The organism is Arthrobacter sp. Bz4, assembly GCF_003075455.1.
Classification (GTDB): Bacteria; Actinomycetota; Actinomycetes; order Actinomycetales; family Micrococcaceae; genus Arthrobacter_D.
In genome coordinates, this window is the sequence record NZ_QDAE01000022.1 from 1 (window position 1) to 16,067 (window position 16,067).

The following is a 16,067-nucleotide window of genomic DNA, read 5'->3' on the forward strand; positions in this document are numbered from 1 at the left end:
GTTCCTGTACCGCTTGTTCTGACTCACGGCGTTGCGGCCAATCTGCTAACTCTCAGAAACGAAAAATAGGCTTTGAAGCGAGTCGAGTCATCGAGAGTCCTCGGTTCACCGTGCCGGTGTCCTAGAAGATCCCCCAGTTCCCTATGACACCGCCACCATCAAGTTAGGGCCTAGGGCCTAGGGCACTGGGCCAGGTCACCGGTTCCCCGGCTGCCTGCCAGACCCGGCCTAGCCACCGCATCGCCAGAAGGGGCGCCGCTGCAGCCGAACGTCACGTCTACCGGTTCGTTGACCGTGCGTGGCTTCGCTTCCGTCGTTTGTGCTGTCATGTGTGCGCCACCCTTCACCCGGTGATCGGTTCTATCGTCAGGGTTAAACTTAGAACCCATGTTCGATTCACGGGAACCCTCAGGGGTGCGGGAGGACGAGCCGTATGCGCGGAAGATTCGTCGTGGCCGGAAGAAGGGGCATTATCTAACTGGACGCCACAGTTTCTTGCTGACCGCGGCGTGAACGAGACCTGCGTTAACCTCTCAAGCGGTCACATGGCGCCTATTGGCTGCCTTCGAGCGATAGATGATGCGCGTAAGAGCTTCATGGATGTGCGTGAGGCATCGAGCCTTTGGCGTCGGCGCCTCTACAAGCTGAGCCGGTGTGTGCCGGTGCTGCCGTCTGAGTAGGTGACTGCGACATCGAGCCCGCTGCTGGCGTCTCTGGGTTCATCGCCAGGTAGCAGAGAGCTGGGGGAGTGGCAGGGACAGGCGCGCGGCACCCGGGCCGAACACTGGGAACGACGCTTTGCTGGGCTGGTCGGGTTCGTGACGATTACTGAGTGATGCCTCTCTACCGGCAGGATAGGCCGGTAGAGGTGAGGGTACTTGCGGTACGGGTGGGGTGCAGATCACTCATGTGGCAGAAACCCACATCCACAACGACTACGTCACCGGCGGACTACAGCTGGCCAAAGACCACCAGGCCGTGTATCTGGCGTTGGCGGCTTCTTTTCCACCCTGTCCGTGTCGCGTTGCGGGTCGATCACCCCGGCCACTTACCCGTCGTGGACGAGGTAGCTGCCGTCTCCGAGCGGCGGGGTTTCGATAGTGATCACGTCCATGCCGGATTCCTCCTTGAATGCTTCGGCCGATGCACACCACAGTACCGGCAGGCCCGTTGTCCGGGCCAGCATGCGGGCTGTACTGTCTGGAGGATTTGGTCCTGAAGGGCGCGGGGGCTTAGGACCCATAGGGCGGACACGGATTTGGGAACGCTAAACGTGAGGTCGAAACTGACGACGGTCCGGCGCTTTTCGGTTCGGCCTTGGCAGTTCTGGACGACCGCGGGTTGACCGTGCTGACGGCCTAGGGGAGTGCCGGTATCCGGGTGGAACGTGTGGTCGAAGAGAGCTTTGGCGTCGGATTCCGTGACGACGTCTCCGCTGATTTGGCTGATGCGGCTCGGGGTGCGGTTCGCCGCACGCCCGGTGGCGCTTAGCCCACCGCTTACCCACCGGAAACAACGAGCAAGGACGAAAGATAATGATCAGTTGGAATCGCTCGATTGGCGCTATTGCTGGGAATTTGCGGGGTGATGGAATCCACCGGAAACCAACGAAAGACCGGAGTTGCTAATCCCTTTGTCCTGGGTTTAAGCCCCAGCAGCCCTACCCCCTTTCAAAGTCCCCGGAACGCTTCTGTTCCGGGGACTTTGTCGTTCCGCGCTCCAGATGATTGGCAAGGAAGTTACTCGTGGGTAACATAGAGCGAAAGAACCGCTGGACGACGCAAAGGACACCCGCATGAGCAAGCCAGTCATCGATGTAAACAACCTTCCCTATGCCGACGGCGACTTCTACTCTTTCGAGGCGCTCCTGAGTCAAAAAGAGCGGGATCGGCTCGAGGAGATCCGCCAGTTCCTGCGGACCGAGGTGAAGCCGCACGCCACCGGGTGGTGGAACGATTCAACCTTCCCGAAAGACCTCATTCCCAAGCTTGCTGAGCTGGACGTGATGAGCCCAGTCCGCCGGCAGGGGTACTCAAACCTGTTCGCCGGGCTAATGCACGCTGAGATCACCCGCGCCGATACCTCAATTGCCACCTTCCTGGGTGTTCACGACGGTCTGTTCACCGGATCGATCGAGGAGCTCGCGTCGCCGGAACAGCAGGAAGCCTGGCTGCCCGATATCTACTCGATGAAGAAGATCGGCGCTTTCGGGCTGACTGAACCCCTGGGCGGATCTGATGTCGCAGGCGGCACCCGCACCACGGCCCGCCGGGAAGGCGATAGCTGGATCATCAACGGCGCCAAACGGTGGATTGGCAACGCCACGTTCTCCGACTGGGTGGTCATCTATGCTCGCGATCTCGCCGATAACCAGGTCAAAGGCTTCCTCGTTGACACCACGCTCAAGGGCTATAGCGCCACCAAGATCGAGAATAAGATCGCGCTGCGCACCGTTGAAAACGCCGACATCATCCTCGACAACGTGGTGGTCCATGATGACTTCCACCTCAAAGCCGCCAACAGTTTCAAAGACACCAACAAGGTACTGAAGGTAACCCGCCTCTCGGTTGCGTGGCAGGCGGTAGGCCAGCAGCTCGCGGCATTTGATGTGGCACGGCGATATGCCGTCGAACGCCACCAGTTTGGCCGTCCGCTGGCCTCCTTCCAGCTGGTCCAGCAACAACTCGTCGAAATGCTGGGCAACACGGTCAGCTCAATGGGCATGATGGTCCGGCTGGCCCAGCTCGAGGACGAAGGGCAGGCCAAGGACGAGCAGTCGGCACTGGCCAAGGCTTTCACCACGGCGCGGATGCGCGAAACCGTCGCAATGGGCCGCAGCCTGCTGGGTGGAAACGGCATCGTCACAGACTACGAAATGGCCAAGATCTTCTCCGACGCCGAAGCGGTGTACTCCTACGAGGGCACCCACGAAATCAACACCCTCGTGACCGGGCGGGCCATCACCGGGATCGCCGCGTTCGTTTAGGCGGCTGGAATATCAGGGGCGCCTGAGCCTTCCGGGTGCCTGTCGCAGGACGTGCTGGATGAGGCCTTTCGCGTAATGACTGGGACGGGACGTCAGGGGCCGTGCAGCGGCAGCAGGACCGACGGCCTGCGGTCCAGCACATAATTGAGCGGATTGACGTACTGACCCCTCAGTCGTACGCCCCAATGAAGACATCCCGCGGGGCAGTGCGACCCGGCCGTTAGCGAAGCGACCGTCCCCAGCGTCTGGCCCCCCTCGACCGCCTCACCCCGGTCGAGGAGGGCGGCGACCGGCTCAAGGCTGCTCAACAGCCCGCCGCCATGGTCGATGGTCATCACCGGGCGATCGACAACCCATCCGGCGAAGACCACCCTGCCCGGCGCCGGACTGAGTACCACCGCCCCGTCAGCAGCGGCCAGATCGACGCCACGGTGTCCCGGCAGCCAGCGCTGCGCTGGTGGATCGAAGTGCCTCAGCACTACCGGGGTAGGGGCAAGCGGCCAACCCCACGGGGGATCGTAGGTCGCCGTCGCCGTCGCCGTCGCCGCCGTGGCCATGGACCCGGTGGCCGTGCACCTGGTCGCCATCGATCCAGTGCTACCCAGCGCCGTGACCACTAACACTGCGAGAATAATTGCTCGTCGACGGAAGAGTTTCGTGCTCATGCAACAACTGTTCCGCCGTTTCATTCCGCGTGGGTCGCTGTCTGCACCTATGTGGGTAACCGCACTCTTCTGACTGCCAGAGCCCCGAATCCCCGTCCCGGTCGACTCCTGCCATGTAGTAGACTCAACACAGCAGTTTGCTGCGATGCCGCGTGCCCGGAGAACATTTCTGGCACACCTCGGCTCGTCGCATCTGACTACGCGTACCTCGACCCCAGCTATCTCACGGATAGCGAAGGGCATGGGTCCAACGGTCCGGATACGTTTCCGGTGATGGACTCCATGGGTGAAAACCAACCGGTACCAGGAGTGACGTTCAACCCGAACGGAACACTAGCAACCGTCAACAGGCAGAACAGGCGCCCTGCGCCCTGCCGATAGAAAGGAACGACATGCCAGTCGTTACCATGCGCCAGCTGCTCGACAGCGGCGTACATTTTGGCCACCAGACCCGTCGCTGGAACCCGAAGATGAAGCGTTTCATCTTCACCGAGCGCAACGGCATCTACATCATCGACCTGCAGCAGTCACTGTCCTACATTGACCGCGCCTACGAGTTCATCAAGGCCACCGTCGCGCACGGCGGCACTGTCCTCTTCGTCGGTACGAAGAAGCAGGCACAGGAAGCCATCGCCGAGCAGGCTACCCGTGTTGGCCAGCCCTACGTCAACCAGCGCTGGCTCGGTGGCATGCTCACCAACTTCCAGACCGTCTCCAAGCGCATCCAGCGCATGAAGGAGCTCGAGGAAATCAACTTCGACGATGTGGCCGGCTCCGGTCACACCAAGAAGGAACTCCTCCTCCTGCGCCGCGAACTCACCAAGCTGGAAACCAACCTCGGTGGTATCCGCAACCTGACCAAGGCTCCTTCAGTCGTGTGGATCGTTGACACGAAGAAGGAACACCTGGCCATCGACGAAGCCAAGAAGCTCGGCATCCCAGTGGTCGCGATCCTCGACACCAACTGCGACCCCGACGAAGTTGACTTCCCGATCCCCGGCAACGACGACGCCATCCGCGCCGTTCACCTGCTCACCCGCGTGGTAGCAGATGCAGTGGCAGAGGGCCTGATCGCCCGTCACAACCGCTCCGGTGGAAATGACACCGAAGCAGCAGCCGAGCCAATGGCCGAGTGGGAGCGCGAACTGCTTGGCGATAGCGCCACACCAGCAGCCGACGCCGCGCCAGCCGAGGAAGCTGCACCAGCAGCCGACGCCGCGCCTGCAGAGGCAGCAGCCGAGGAAGCTCCAGCAGCAACCGAAGCCGCAGCCGACGCTGCTCCCGCCGCTGAGGAAGCCCCAGCAGCCGAAGAAGCTCCAGTAGCAGACGACAGCAAGTAACTGGATTTGGGGGTGCGGGTGAAAATCCGCGCCCCCTTCTCCATGTGCCCAGGCGTCACCGCCTGCAGGCATAGCTCTTCTTAGACACAACATACCTAGGAGTTCAGATGGCGAACTACACCGCCGCCGATATCAAGGCACTGCGCGAGCGCACTGGCGCTGGCATGATGGACGTAAAGAAAGCCCTCGACGAGGCTGACGGCGATGCCGGCAAGGCCATGGAGCTCATCCGCATCAAGGGCTTGAAGGGTGCAACCAAGCGCGAAGGCCGCTCAACCGCTGAGGGCCTCGTGGCTGCCAAGGTCGACGGCAACGTCGGCGTCATGGTTGAGGTCAACTGCGAGACCGACTTCGTCGCCAAGGCTGGCCCCTTCGTTGAATTCTCCAACAAGGTCCTCGCCGCAGCGATCGAATCCGGCGCAGCCGACGTCGACTCCCTCCTCGCGTACACGGTTGACGGCAAGCCCGTCTCCGAGCACGTCATTGAGGCCGGCGCCCTGCTGGGCGAAAAGGTAGCAATCCGCCGCCTTGCACGCATTGAGGGTGGCATTGTTGACGCCTACCTCCACAAGACCTCAAAGGATCTTCCCGCGCAGGTCGGCGTACTCTTCGCAATTGAGGGCGAAGGCGATGCAGCCAAGGAAGCCGCTCACGACATTGCGGTTCACATTGCTGCCTACTCGCCGACGTACCTGGTGCGCGACGACGTACCAGCGGAACTCGTTGAGACCGAACGCCGCATTGCCGATGAAACGGCACGCGCCGAAGGCAAGCCAGAGGCCGCACTGACCAAGATCGTTGAAGGTCGCCTCACCGGCTTCTTCAAAGAGGGAGTGCTTGTGGACCAGGCATTCGCGAAGGATGCCAAGAAGTCAGTCGCTCAGGTGCTGACTGAAGCCAACGCAAAGCCAAGCGCATTCGCCCGTTTCCGGGTCGGTGCCTAGGTCCGCTAGGACAAAGTAAGACACAGGAGAAGGGGTGGTCGCCACGGTGACCACCCCTTTTTCCTGCCCAAGTGTCCTGTCCCCCTTTCCTGCTAGGGACCATTCCCGTCAGCACTGCAACGTATTCTTTTAGCAACGAACCCCACAACCGCCCTGGGAGGCACCATGGACAACTCTGATTTGGGCACGCAAGGCCGGGAAACCCGCCGACGCCGGGTGCTCCTCAAGCTCTCCGGCGAAGTTTTCGGTGGCGGAAAGCTCGGCGTCGACCCTGAGACCGTGCGATCGGTAGCCAAACAGATCGCAGCGACGGTCGGCCAGGTCGAGGTCGCGATCGTGGTCGGCGGGGGTAACTTCTTCCGCGGCGCCGAACTCTCGCAGAGCGGCATGGACCGGTCCCGGGCTGATTACATGGGGATGCTGGGTACGGTGATGAATTGCCTCGCCCTGCAGGATTTCCTGGAACAGGCCGGTGTCGAAACCCGGGTGCAAAGTGCGATCACGATGGGACAGGTGGCCGAGGCCTACATCCCGCGCCGCGCTATTCGCCACCTCGAAAAGGGCCGCGTGGTCATTTTCGGTGCCGGTGCTGGACTTCCGTACTTCTCCACGGACACGGTGGCGGCTCAGCGTGCCCTTGAAGTGCATGCAGACCTGGTCCTGATGGCCAAAAGCGGTGTCGACGGTGTCTACACCGCGGACCCGCACAAGGATCCCACCGCGAAGAAGCTTGAGACGTTGTCCTACGACGACGCCCTGCGCCAGGACATCCGCGTCATGGACCAGACCGCCATGACCATGTGCAAGGACAACGACCTGTCGATGGTTGTCTTCGGCATGGAGGGGGAAGGGAACGTCACCCGCGCAATCCTTGGAGAAAAGATTGGAACCACGGTAACCACCTAGGCACGTCATGAGCCTGCCCCGGATGGGTGGCTCAGGTGAACTAGGATTGAAAACTGAACCGGACGACGCGCGGCTGTTGCTCAGCTGACGCACAGCTTAGGAGTTACAGTGATCGACGAGACATTGCTAGAAGCCACCCAGAAGATGGACAAGGCTGTGGAAGCGGCGAAGGAAGACTTCGCCACGATTCGCACCGGACGCGCGAATGCCTCGCTGTTTTCCAAGGTGATGGTCAACTACTACGGCGCCCCAACGCCTCTCCAGCAGCTGGCCTCATTCCAGAACCCTGAGGCACGTACGCTCCTGATCACCCCGTTCGATAGGGCAGCACTGAACGATATCGAGAGGGCCCTGCGCGATTCGGACCTCGGCGCCAACCCCTCCAATGATGGCAACATCATCCGGGTGGTCCTGCCCGAGCTGACCGAGGAACGCCGCAAGGAGTACGTGAAGCTGGTCAAAACCAAGCTGAAGACGCCAAGATCGCCATCCGGAATATCCGGCGTAAGGCGAAGGACGGCATCGACAAGGCGGTCAAGGATGGCGACGCCGGGGAAGACGAAGGCGCGCGCGGCGAAAAAGAACTCGATCTGCGGACCAAGTCCCACACTGACACCATTGACGAGCTGCTCAAGCGCAAGGAAACCGAGCTGCTTGAGGTCTAATGAGCGACACCCATCACTCAGCTAACACTGCGGGACAGCCAGTCTCACACGGGGACGTAGGTTCCGCGCCAGGTGAGGGCGCCCCCACAACGGGGGCAGCGACGGAGCCCGACCGGGCGAAGTCACCAGAAGCGGCTCAGCCCGTGGCCGGCGTTGATGCTGCCAGAAGTGGCCGGCGCGCCCAACGCGCGCCGGGCACTCGCCAGGTACGTCGCAGGCCAGCCTCCAAGAGCGCGGGGGCGCCCAAGGTTCCGTCCCGGGCGGGACGGAACCTGCCCGCGGCAACGGCAGTCGGCGTTGCCCTGCTTGGTTCGGTGCTGGGCGGAATCCTCTACCTGCCGATAGCTTTCGTGGCGATTACCACCGCGTTCGCGCTGGTGGGTGTCTGGGAAATATCCCGGGCACTCGAGGTGCGTCAGATCCGCCTGCCCCTCGTGCCCACCATCGTCGCGACGATCGCCCTTCCGTTCTCCGCTTACCTCGGCGGACCGGAGGCGCTGGCCTACGCCGTCGCCCTTTCCACGACAGCCCTGGCCCTCTGGCGGAGTTTCGACCCGGCCCCCGATGCGGCCCGATCCATCACCGCGGGCATTTTTGTGGTGCTATGGGTGCCCCTGATGCTCAGCTTCGCCATGCTGCTCCTGCAGGAACCATCCGGAAAACTGCTGGTGGCCACGCTGCTGCTGCTGGTCGTCGCCAATGACACGTTCGGCTATCTGGTCGGCGCGTTCTTCGGCAAGCACGCCATGGCGCCCAAAATCAGTCCGAAGAAGTCCTGGGAAGGGTTCGCCGGATCAGTCGGTGGCGCAGTCGTGGTTGGAACTCTCGCCACTGTGTTCCTGCTGGACCGGCCCTGGTGGTTTGGCCTCGTCCTGGCGGTGGCAACCGTCTCCGCGGCGACCGCCGGCGACCTCGCAGAGTCAATGATTAAACGTGAGCTCGGGGTCAAGGATATGGGCAACATTCTGCCCGGGCACGGCGGGATGATGGACCGGCTCGACTCCATCGTGTTCGCCTCCCCGGTTGCGTTCCTGCTGTCAGTTACATTGGTACCGGGATTTCTCTAGCTCGCAGCCGCCAACCCCCAAAGGATTCAGTAGACCATGGATGAAGCTCGTCAGAGCACCTCTCCCTTTGCGCGCGTAGGCCGCCGGGAGTACGGCTACAACCTTCGGCAGGTGGATAGTTTCCTGACCCGGGCGCGGGCCTACTACAACACGGAGGACCCCTCCGGCGGTCCCGTGACCAGCGCCGACGTGCGATCCATGGCGTTCGACCCGGCGAAGGGCGGGTACGAGCCGCAGGCCGTGGATGCTGCGCTCGACCGCCTGGAAGACGTTTTCGCCCAGCGGGAACGCGACCGCCTGATCGAATCGAAGGGCGAGGACGCCTGGCTGATGCAGATCGGCCGGTCCTCGGCGGTGCTGCGGGGCAGGCTGCACCGGGCCCCGGGCGAACGGTTCAGGCGCCCCACCAAGCGGAAGACCGCCAGCTACAACGTCGACGACGTCGATGCCCTCTGCAACGAACTCCTCGGCTACTTCGAAAACGACGTTCCGCTGAGCGTGGACGTGGTGCGACGGTCGGTGTTCCGCGAAGCTGTGGGGGCCGACGGCTACGAGGAAACCCAGGTTGACGCCTTCATGGACCGGGTGGTCGAACTGATGGCGGCTATCGACTAGGTCAGGTCCCGCCCCCAGCGCCGGCTGACGCAACCTGCTACGGCCGCTGCACCGGTTCGGGGGTGTGCAGCCGTGCCAGCACCCGCGACACGCTACCCGGGGTGCGGCTAACGGTAAGCCGCGACACCAGTATGGTGACGGCGAACGCCGCCGGCACCGTCCACAGTGCGGGCTGTTGCAGCCATTCATAGCGGGCCGACGCCGGACCGAGCGCCGCTGCGGCGAGAATCGATCCGCCGCACAGTACCGCTCCGGACAGCATCCCCGCGACCGCTCCCACATCGGTCAGGCCCCGCCACCAGATCCCGAGGAGGAGCAGCGGGCAGATGGTTGACGCTGTGAAGGCGAACACCATGCTCACGCTGCCCGCCAATGCCAGCGTGTTGGTGGCTAACGCCAACAGCAACGGGATCAGTGCCGAAATCACTGCGGCCCGCCTGAATCCCTTCACGCTGCCCTGGAAAAATTCCTGGCTGACCACCCCTGCCAGGGACACCACCAGACCACTGGTCGTCGACAGGAACGCGGCAAACGCGCCTGCCGTCACCAGCGCCGACAGCAGGTCGCCCACGGCCCCGTCGAAGATGCGGCTGGGCAGCAGCAGCACTGTGGCGTCCGCTGCCCCGTCCGCCGCCAGATCGGGGGTATAGATCCGGCCGAGGATGCCATACATGGTGGGAAACAGGTAGAAGACCGAGAGCAGCCCCAGGACAATCAGCGTGGTCCGGCGGGCCGACGCACCATCGGGATTCGTGTAGAAGCGCACCAGGACATGGGGGAGACCCAGCGTGCCGAACAGCAGGGCAATGACCAGTGAAATATTGCGGTAGAGCGAGGCATCCCCGCCGATGTTCAGCTCGGCAGCGAAGACGGCGCCGGCGTCGGTGATCGGGCTCCCGGTCGATGACAGGCGCAGCAGGATGAACACGATCGGCACTGCCAGCGCGGTGAGCTTGAGCCAGTACTGGAACGCCTGCACAAAGGTGATGGATCGCATCCCGCCGGTGACCACGCTGAGGCAGACCACCACCACCACCGCCACCGCGCCCACCCACGGCGGGAGGCCGGTGGTGATCTGGACGGTGAGGGCCGCTCCGTGCAGTTGCGGCACAATGTACAGCCAGCCGACGACGACGACGAGCAGGCTGGTCACCCGCCTGACCATCAGTGATTCGAGCCGGGCTTCAGCGAAGTCCGGGATGGTATAGGCGCCGGACCGCCGCAGGGGAGCGGCAACAAAAAGGAGCAGCATCAGGTATCCGGCGGTGTAGCCGACCGGAAACCACAGGGCGTCAACGCCGGAGAGCAGAATCAATCCGGCGACACCGAGGAAACTGGCCGCCGACAAGTACTCGCCGCCGATTGCCGAAGCATTCCACCAGGGCCGTACGGTCCGGGATGCGACATAGAAATCGCCTGTGGTGCGGGAGATGCGAAGCCCGTAGATGCCAATCAACACGGTGCTCAGGGAGACCAGGATCAGTGCCACATAGCCGACCACCGGGTTCAGCTCGGCGTTCACAACCTACCCCTCATCGATCAGGTCCCTGAACCGCATCTCGTTGCGGGAGGCGCTACGGACATACAGCGCGGCGCAGCTAATGACCAACGGGTAGACGCCCAACCCCAGCAGCAGCCACGGCACCGGAACCGTGAAAACGGACAACTCGCCGATTTGCGGGAAGACGGCCAGCAGCACCGGAATGCCGATCAGGATGAGCAGGAAGCCCGCGGCCACCACCAGGGCAAGCCGGAGCTGGGAACGGATCAGGGAGCGGACGAACAGTTCACCGACCTCGGACTGTTCAGCCATTTCCCGGGCAACCGGGTAGGATCCGGGCGTTGGCCGGCCGGCGCTTCGCGGCGCCGTGACCCGGACGCGTTGGGGAGGATCGTCAGCGGGATTCACTGAGGGTGCCTCACTGCTGTCGGGGTCGGAGGCGGGTCGCCTCAAGCTTGTCCCGGACCACGGGTAGATGCCTGCGGCTGACCGGTAGCTCCGCGCCGCCCACCATGAGGGACGCCCGCCCTGCCCCGATTTTGACCTGCTGGACCTGACTCATCGCCACCAGGTAGGACCGATGGATCCGGAGGAAACCGGCGTCGGCCCACTGGCGTTCAAGATCGTTCAGGGGAATCCGGATCAGGTAGCTCGATTCTGCGGTGTGTAGCCGAGCATAGTCGCCCTGGGCCTGGACATAGCGGATCTCGTCGCGTCTGATCATCCGGCTGACCCCGCCCTGATCAACAGTGATGACCTCGGGCTGGGCCGCTGTCCCATCCTGACCGGTTTCCATCAGCTCGCAGATCCGCCGCACCGACTCGGCCAGGCGTTCCATCCGCACCGGCTTGAGGAGGTAATCCACCGCGCGAAGGTCGAAGGCCTCCAGCGCGCGATCCTCGTCGGCGGTGACGAAGACCACCGCAGGGGGCCTGCTGAACCGGGAGATTACCCGGGCGATGTCCAGGCCCGAGAGGGCCGGCATGTGGATGTCGAGGAATAATGCGTCGACGTCGTGGGTCTCCAGGGCGCGCAGGGCCTCAGCGCCGCTGGAGGCGCGGTGGATTGTTTCGATCCTTGCATCCTTGGCGAGGAGGAAAGCCAGTTCCTCGACTGCGGGGAGCTCATCGTCGGCGATGACTACATTGACCATGTGGTCCAGATTACGCGCATCGCGGCGTTGACAAGTGAACCGGACGTCCGGCCGAACCGTGGGGGACGCTACGTCTGGTGATCCGGCTGAGACTTGGGGATCCGCAGGGTGATCATCGTGCCGGCGCCGACGGCGGTGTCGATCGTGAGCCCGTGATCCTCGCCGTAGACCTGGCGTAGGCGCTGGTCGACGTTCCTCAGGCCCACATGAACCCCCTCGGTGTGGCCGGCCAGGACCGAGCGCAGGTAGTCCGGATCAATGCCGACGCCGTCGTCCTCGATCGTCACCTCGGCGAATGCACCGGCGTCGTGGGCGGTGATGGTGATGTGCCCTGACCCATCAGTGGACTCAAGCCCATGCCGGACGGCGTTTTCCACCAGCGGCTGGAGGCTCAGAAACGGGATCACAGTGCTCAGCACCTCGGGGCCGATCTCCAGGGTGACTTTCAATCGCTCCCCGAACCGGGCACGCTCCAGCAGCAGATAGCGATCAATCGACTGGAGCTCCTCGGCGACCGTGGTGAAATCACCGTGTCGGCGGAAGGAGTACCTGGTGAAGTCAGCGAACTCCACCACCAGTTCCCGTGCACGTGCCGGGTCGGTGTTGATGAAGGAGGCGATGGCGTTGAGGGAGTTGTAGATGAAATGCGGACTGATCTGGGCGCGCAGGGCGCGCACCTCTGCCTCCATCAGCAAAGTCCTCGACGAATCGAGTTCGGCAAGTTCCACCTGCGTTGCTACCCAGCCAGCTACCTCGTTGGCGGCGCGTACCAGGCCGGCGTTGACGTGCGGGGCGAACGCCCCCACGGTGCCGACCACCCGCTTGTCTACGCGGATGGGGGAGATCACCACCTGCCCGCTGCCGGGGACGGCCGTGGGGTCCAGCTGTGCTTCCCTGAAGATCTGGGTGCGCCCACTGGTGAGGACTTGCTGGACCAGCTCCATCACCGGCTCGGGCATTTCGCGCCCGCCGTCCCAGGCGAGCACAGCATTTTCGTCGGTGATCAGGAGGGTGTCACACCGGAGCAGACTCCGCAGATGCTTGCTGGCCTTCGAGGCGCCGGCGGGCGTCAGCCCAGCACGAAGGTGCTCCGAGGCGAGCGCCGCGGTATGCAGGGTGGCGTAGGTGGCGCGGTCGGCGTCGGACCCCAGATCGCGGTAGGAACGGGAAAGCTTGAATCCGAGGGCGGCAACCACCGCGATCGTGATGACCACGATGGCGCCCACCAGGGCGGTGTCGACGGCGGTGCTGAACATGGCTCAACAGTAACCGTCCGCGCCGGACTTCGAGGTTGCTGGTGGTCCCATTCGCCGCAGGACGGGTCCACTCACCGCAACTGAGTGTCGATTCGGCGATACACCGTGCTGCGGTACTGGAGAACCGCGCCCGCAGGACGCAAGGTGATGGGAGTCACATCTTTACGTGCCTGATGCTGCTCCCGACCCTTCGGAGTTGGCCCGGCGCGGAAGACGTTCTCAACGAGGAGGAATCATGGCTACCGAGCCATCGCCGCCGGATGCAGGCACAGCAGCGCCCGTCGACTTCACCGCATATCAGCAGAACCCCCAATTCAAGGAACTGCGCAAACGCCACCGCAGTTTCGTTTTCCCCATGGCAGTCTTTTTCCTGCTCTGGTACTTCCTGTACGTACTGCTGGCGTCCTACGCCACCGACTTCATGTCCACCCCGGTGTGGGGAAACATCAATATCGGACTCATCATGGGTCTGCTGCAGTTCGTCACCACGTTTGCCATCACCATGGGCTATGTCACCTACGCCAACCGGAAGCTTGACCCAATCGCCGCGGACATCCGCCACGAGCTTGAGGCCACCGCTCCGGAGGTCTTCACCGAAAAGCCAGGAGCTACCAAATGATGCCCCTCTCCCTGCCGATGCAGACGGTCGAAAGCACCCAGGTCGGTGAACCGTGGCTCAACATGACCATCTTCGGCTTGTTCGTCGCCGTCACCCTGGTGATCGTGCTCCGGGCTAGCCGCAACACCAAGACCGCGGCCGACTACTACGCCGCGGGCCGGTCCTTCAGTGGACCACAGAACGGTACCGCCATCGCCGGTGACTACCTTTCCGCCGCTTCGTTCCTCGGAATCGTCGGCGCCATTGCCATCAACGGCTACGACGGGTTTCTCTACTCGATCGGTTTCCTTGTCGCCTGGCTGGTAGCCCTGCTGCTCGTGGCTGAGCTGCTACGCAACACCGGCAAGTTCACCATGGCCGACGTCCTCTCCTTCCGGTTGCGCCAGCGTCCCGTGCGTATCGCCGCCGCCATCACCACCCTGGCCGTCTGCTTCTTCTACCTCCTCGCGCAGATGGCTGGCGCCGGCGGACTTGTCTCCCTCCTGCTGGGCATTGATGACCGGCTCGGTCAGTCCCTGGTCATCACCGTCGTCGGCGGGTTGATGATCCTTTACGTACTGATCGGTGGCATGAAGGGCACCACCTGGGTGCAGATCATCAAGGCCGTCATGTTGATCACCGGCGCGTTCGTGATGACCATCTGGGTTCTCGCTATCCACAACTTCAACCTGTCCACCCTGCTCGGTGCCGCCATGGAGACCGCAGGAAACCCCGAAATCATCAACCCTGGCCTGCAGTACGGTGTCAGCTCCACCTCGCAGTTGGACTTCGTCTCGCTCGCTCTGGCGCTGGTCCTCGGTACCGCGGCCCTGCCCCACGTCCTGATGCGTTTCTACACGGTTCCGACTGCCAAGGAAGCCCGCCGCTCAGTGGTCTGGGCCATCTGGCTAATCGGTGGGTTCTACCTGTTCACCCTGGTCCTCGGTTATGGCGCTGGTGCCCTCATCGGTGCCGATCGCATCACCGCAGCCCCGGGTGGCGTCAACTCGGCAGCACCGCTGCTGGCGTTTGAACTGGGCGGGCCAATCCTGCTCGGGGTCATTTCGGCAGTCGCGTTCGCCACCATCCTCGCGGTGGTTGCCGGCCTGACGATCACCGCGGCAGCATCGTTTGCCCACGACATCTACGCAAACGTGATCCGCAAGGGCAACCTCGACCCCGACGGCGAGGTGAAGGTTGCACGCCGCACCGTCGTCGTCATCGGTATCCTGTCCATCCTCGGCGGCATCGGCGCGCAGGGGCAGAACATTGCCTTCCTGGTGGCGCTGGCCTTCGCAGTTGCGGCAAGCGCCAACCTGCCGACCATCCTCTACTCGCTCTTCTGGAAGCGCTTCAACACCCAGGGTGCGATCTGGAGCATGTACGGCGGACTCGGTTCCGCAATGCTGCTCATCGCCTTCTCTCCTGTCGTTTCGGGCCGGGAAACCTCGATGATCCAGGGCGCCGACTTTGTCCTGTTCCCACTGAACAACCCGGGCATCGTCTCCATCCCGCTGGCGTTCTTCCTCGGCTGGCTCGGAAGCGTCCTTGCCAAGACCACCGAAGATCCGCAGAAGCAGGCGGAAATGGAAGTCCGGTCCCTGACCGGAGTTGGTGCGGAAAAGGCAACGGAACACTAGCCGCCCGCTTCGACACCTATTTCAACGGCAACAGGCCGGCCCGAATCCGGGCCGGCCTGTTGCCGTGTACAGGGTCTTTCCGCAAGGGGGCATGCCGCGCACGGGGCGGGAATTCCGGTGTTACGTGTGCCCCTTCCTACGCACCCGGCTGCCGTGGTCCACGTTCCAGGAGGGGCTCAACCCGGAAAGGGACCAGTTCCCCCATGGCCAGGGAGGTGTCACAGCGTTCCACTCCGTCGCAACCGAGGATTTTCCCGTTGATTCTGAAGAGGTCCTCGGCATCCGCGCAGACCACGCGGACCAGAATGTCCGCCTGTCCGGTCAGACCATACGCTTCGAGCACCTCGGGAATACCCGCGAGCTGCTCGGTGATGGCCGCGAGTTTCTGCTGTTGCACATGCACATGAATGAAGGCCATCAGGGGGTAGCCAAGGGCAACCGGATTGATCCGCCGCTCAAAAGACAGGAACACCGACTTCTTCTCCAGCTGGGCCATCCTGGCCTGCACCGTATTGCGGGACAGGCCCAGTTTCTGCGCCAACGCGACGACGGTGCGCCGGGGGTCCTTCGCCAGGGCCATCAGGAGACGAGTGTCAGTGGAATCCAGGGGTTGCATAATGCGCAATGCTAACACGGTGCAGGCTGCATAAATTGGGCAGGATGCTCAGCCAAACGGGGATCGGTTGTGCTCCTTGGCCTCTGTGAGTAGGGTCACAATATCTTTGGGTAAA

15 protein-coding genes and 1 pseudogene are annotated in these 16,067 nt (G+C 63.1%); 9 read left to right on the top strand and 7 right to left on the bottom strand.

Features of this window, described 5'->3' with window-relative positions; all coding sequences use genetic code 11:
- Positions 1-1,048: 1,048 nt before the first annotated feature.
- Entirely contained in the window at positions 1,049-1,186 is a 138-nt protein-coding gene (locus DDA93_RS16875; protein WP_243400642.1) for a hypothetical protein, read from the bottom strand.
- Between the two features lie 609 nt (positions 1,187-1,795).
- Between DDA93_RS16875 and DDA93_RS13700 the strand changes: the two genes are divergently transcribed.
- Positions 1,796-2,986: an acyl-CoA dehydrogenase family protein gene (locus DDA93_RS13700; protein WP_116779082.1), complete on the top strand. Its 1,191-nt coding sequence runs from the start codon at positions 1,796-1,798 to the stop codon at positions 2,984-2,986.
- Between the two features lie 92 nt (positions 2,987-3,078).
- Here DDA93_RS13700 and DDA93_RS13705 read toward each other — a convergent pair whose 3' ends face one another.
- Entirely contained in the window at positions 3,079-3,651 is a 573-nt protein-coding gene (locus tag DDA93_RS13705; protein ID WP_116779083.1) for a M23 family metallopeptidase, read from the bottom strand.
- A 392-nt stretch (positions 3,652-4,043) separates the two neighbouring features.
- Here DDA93_RS13705 and rpsB point away from each other — a divergent pair, with 392 nt between their 5' ends.
- From rpsB to DDA93_RS13735, 6 genes and pseudogenes are all read left to right on the top strand, one after another.
- Entirely contained in the window at positions 4,044-4,991 is a 948-nt protein-coding gene (gene rpsB, locus DDA93_RS13710) for a 30S ribosomal protein S2 (protein ID WP_116779084.1), read from the top strand.
- Between the two features lie 107 nt (positions 4,992-5,098).
- Complete coding sequence (tsf, locus tag DDA93_RS13715; protein WP_019483510.1) at positions 5,099-5,935, top strand: translation elongation factor Ts; 837 nt, start codon at positions 5,099-5,101, stop codon at positions 5,933-5,935.
- A 165-nt stretch (positions 5,936-6,100) separates the two neighbouring features.
- Positions 6,101-6,841, top strand: coding sequence for a UMP kinase (gene pyrH / locus DDA93_RS13720; protein WP_019483509.1), 741 nt, complete (start codon positions 6,101-6,103; stop codon positions 6,839-6,841).
- 108 nt (positions 6,842-6,949) lie between these two features.
- Positions 6,950-7,506: pseudogene (gene frr, locus DDA93_RS13725) on the top strand (ribosome recycling factor).
- On the top strand, positions 7,506-8,573 hold the full coding sequence (locus DDA93_RS13730; RefSeq protein ID WP_243400643.1) for a phosphatidate cytidylyltransferase: 1,068 nt from the start codon (positions 7,506-7,508) through the stop codon (positions 8,571-8,573). The pseudogene frr and the gene DDA93_RS13730 overlap by 1 nt, the downstream one beginning before the upstream one ends.
- Positions 8,574-8,609: 36 nt before the next feature.
- On the top strand, positions 8,610-9,188 hold the full coding sequence (locus DDA93_RS13735) for a DivIVA domain-containing protein (RefSeq protein WP_019483506.1): 579 nt from the start codon (positions 8,610-8,612) through the stop codon (positions 9,186-9,188).
- 37 nt (positions 9,189-9,225) lie between these two features.
- On the opposite strand, the gene DDA93_RS13740 is transcribed toward DDA93_RS13735, so the two are convergent.
- The 4 genes from DDA93_RS13740 to DDA93_RS13755 all read right to left on the bottom strand — a co-directional run bounded on the left by DDA93_RS13740 (position 9,226) and on the right by DDA93_RS13755 (position 13,098).
- Positions 9,226-10,698, bottom strand: coding sequence for a cation acetate symporter (locus DDA93_RS13740; protein WP_024476575.1), 1,473 nt, complete (start codon positions 10,696-10,698; stop codon positions 9,226-9,228).
- A gap of 15 nt (positions 10,699-10,713) precedes the next feature.
- Complete coding sequence (locus DDA93_RS13745) at positions 10,714-11,097, bottom strand: membrane protein (RefSeq protein ID WP_026041174.1); 384 nt, start codon at positions 11,095-11,097, stop codon at positions 10,714-10,716.
- Between the two features lie 10 nt (positions 11,098-11,107).
- Positions 11,108-11,842, bottom strand: a complete 735-nt coding sequence (locus DDA93_RS13750; RefSeq protein WP_019483503.1) for a LytTR family DNA-binding domain-containing protein — start codon at positions 11,840-11,842, stop codon at positions 11,108-11,110.
- A gap of 68 nt (positions 11,843-11,910) precedes the next feature.
- A complete protein-coding gene (locus DDA93_RS13755; protein ID WP_019483502.1) occupies positions 11,911-13,098 on the bottom strand; it encodes a histidine kinase in 1,188 nt (395 codons plus the stop codon).
- A 235-nt stretch (positions 13,099-13,333) separates the two neighbouring features.
- Between DDA93_RS13755 and DDA93_RS13760 the strand changes: the two genes are divergently transcribed.
- Both DDA93_RS13760 and DDA93_RS13765 read left to right on the top strand, forming a co-directional pair.
- Entirely contained in the window at positions 13,334-13,717 is a 384-nt protein-coding gene (locus DDA93_RS13760; protein WP_019483501.1) for a DUF485 domain-containing protein, read from the top strand.
- The gene (locus DDA93_RS13765; RefSeq protein WP_019483500.1) at positions 13,714-15,336 is read left to right on the top strand and encodes a cation acetate symporter; all 1,623 of its coding nucleotides are present in this window, start codon (positions 13,714-13,716) and stop codon (positions 15,334-15,336) included. The genes DDA93_RS13760 and DDA93_RS13765 overlap by 4 nt, the downstream gene beginning before the upstream one ends.
- A 136-nt stretch (positions 15,337-15,472) precedes the next feature.
- On the opposite strand, the gene DDA93_RS13770 is transcribed toward DDA93_RS13765, so the two are convergent.
- Complete coding sequence (locus DDA93_RS13770; protein WP_024477013.1) at positions 15,473-15,952, bottom strand: Lrp/AsnC family transcriptional regulator; 480 nt, start codon at positions 15,950-15,952, stop codon at positions 15,473-15,475.
- Between the last annotated feature and the right edge of the window lie 115 nt (positions 15,953-16,067).

Coding starts and splice junctions, on each gene's coding strand:
- DDA93_RS13730 (WP_243400643.1), top strand. CDS start 7,506: ATGAGCGACACCCATCACTCAGCTAACACTGCGGGACAGCCAGTCTCA.
- tsf (WP_019483510.1), top strand. CDS start 5,099: ATGGCGAACTACACCGCCGCCGATATCAAGGCACTGCGCGAGCGCACT.
- DDA93_RS13750 (WP_019483503.1), bottom strand. CDS start 11,842: ATGGTCAATGTAGTCATCGCCGACGATGAGCTCCCCGCAGTCGAGGAA.
- pyrH (WP_019483509.1), top strand. CDS start 6,101: ATGGACAACTCTGATTTGGGCACGCAAGGCCGGGAAACCCGCCGACGC.
- DDA93_RS13765 (WP_019483500.1), top strand. CDS start 13,714: ATGATGCCCCTCTCCCTGCCGATGCAGACGGTCGAAAGCACCCAGGTC.
- DDA93_RS13760 (WP_019483501.1), top strand. CDS start 13,334: ATGGCTACCGAGCCATCGCCGCCGGATGCAGGCACAGCAGCGCCCGTC.
- DDA93_RS13770 (WP_024477013.1), bottom strand. CDS start 15,952: ATGCAACCCCTGGATTCCACTGACACTCGTCTCCTGATGGCCCTGGCG.
- DDA93_RS13735 (WP_019483506.1), top strand. CDS start 8,610: ATGGATGAAGCTCGTCAGAGCACCTCTCCCTTTGCGCGCGTAGGCCGC.
- rpsB (WP_116779084.1), top strand. CDS start 4,044: ATGCCAGTCGTTACCATGCGCCAGCTGCTCGACAGCGGCGTACATTTT.
- DDA93_RS13705 (WP_116779083.1), bottom strand. CDS start 3,651: ATGAGCACGAAACTCTTCCGTCGACGAGCAATTATTCTCGCAGTGTTA.
- DDA93_RS16875 (WP_243400642.1), bottom strand. CDS start 1,186: ATGCTGGCCCGGACAACGGGCCTGCCGGTACTGTGGTGTGCATCGGCC.
- DDA93_RS13755 (WP_019483502.1), bottom strand. CDS start 13,098: ATGTTCAGCACCGCCGTCGACACCGCCCTGGTGGGCGCCATCGTGGTC.
- DDA93_RS13700 (WP_116779082.1), top strand. CDS start 1,796: ATGAGCAAGCCAGTCATCGATGTAAACAACCTTCCCTATGCCGACGGC.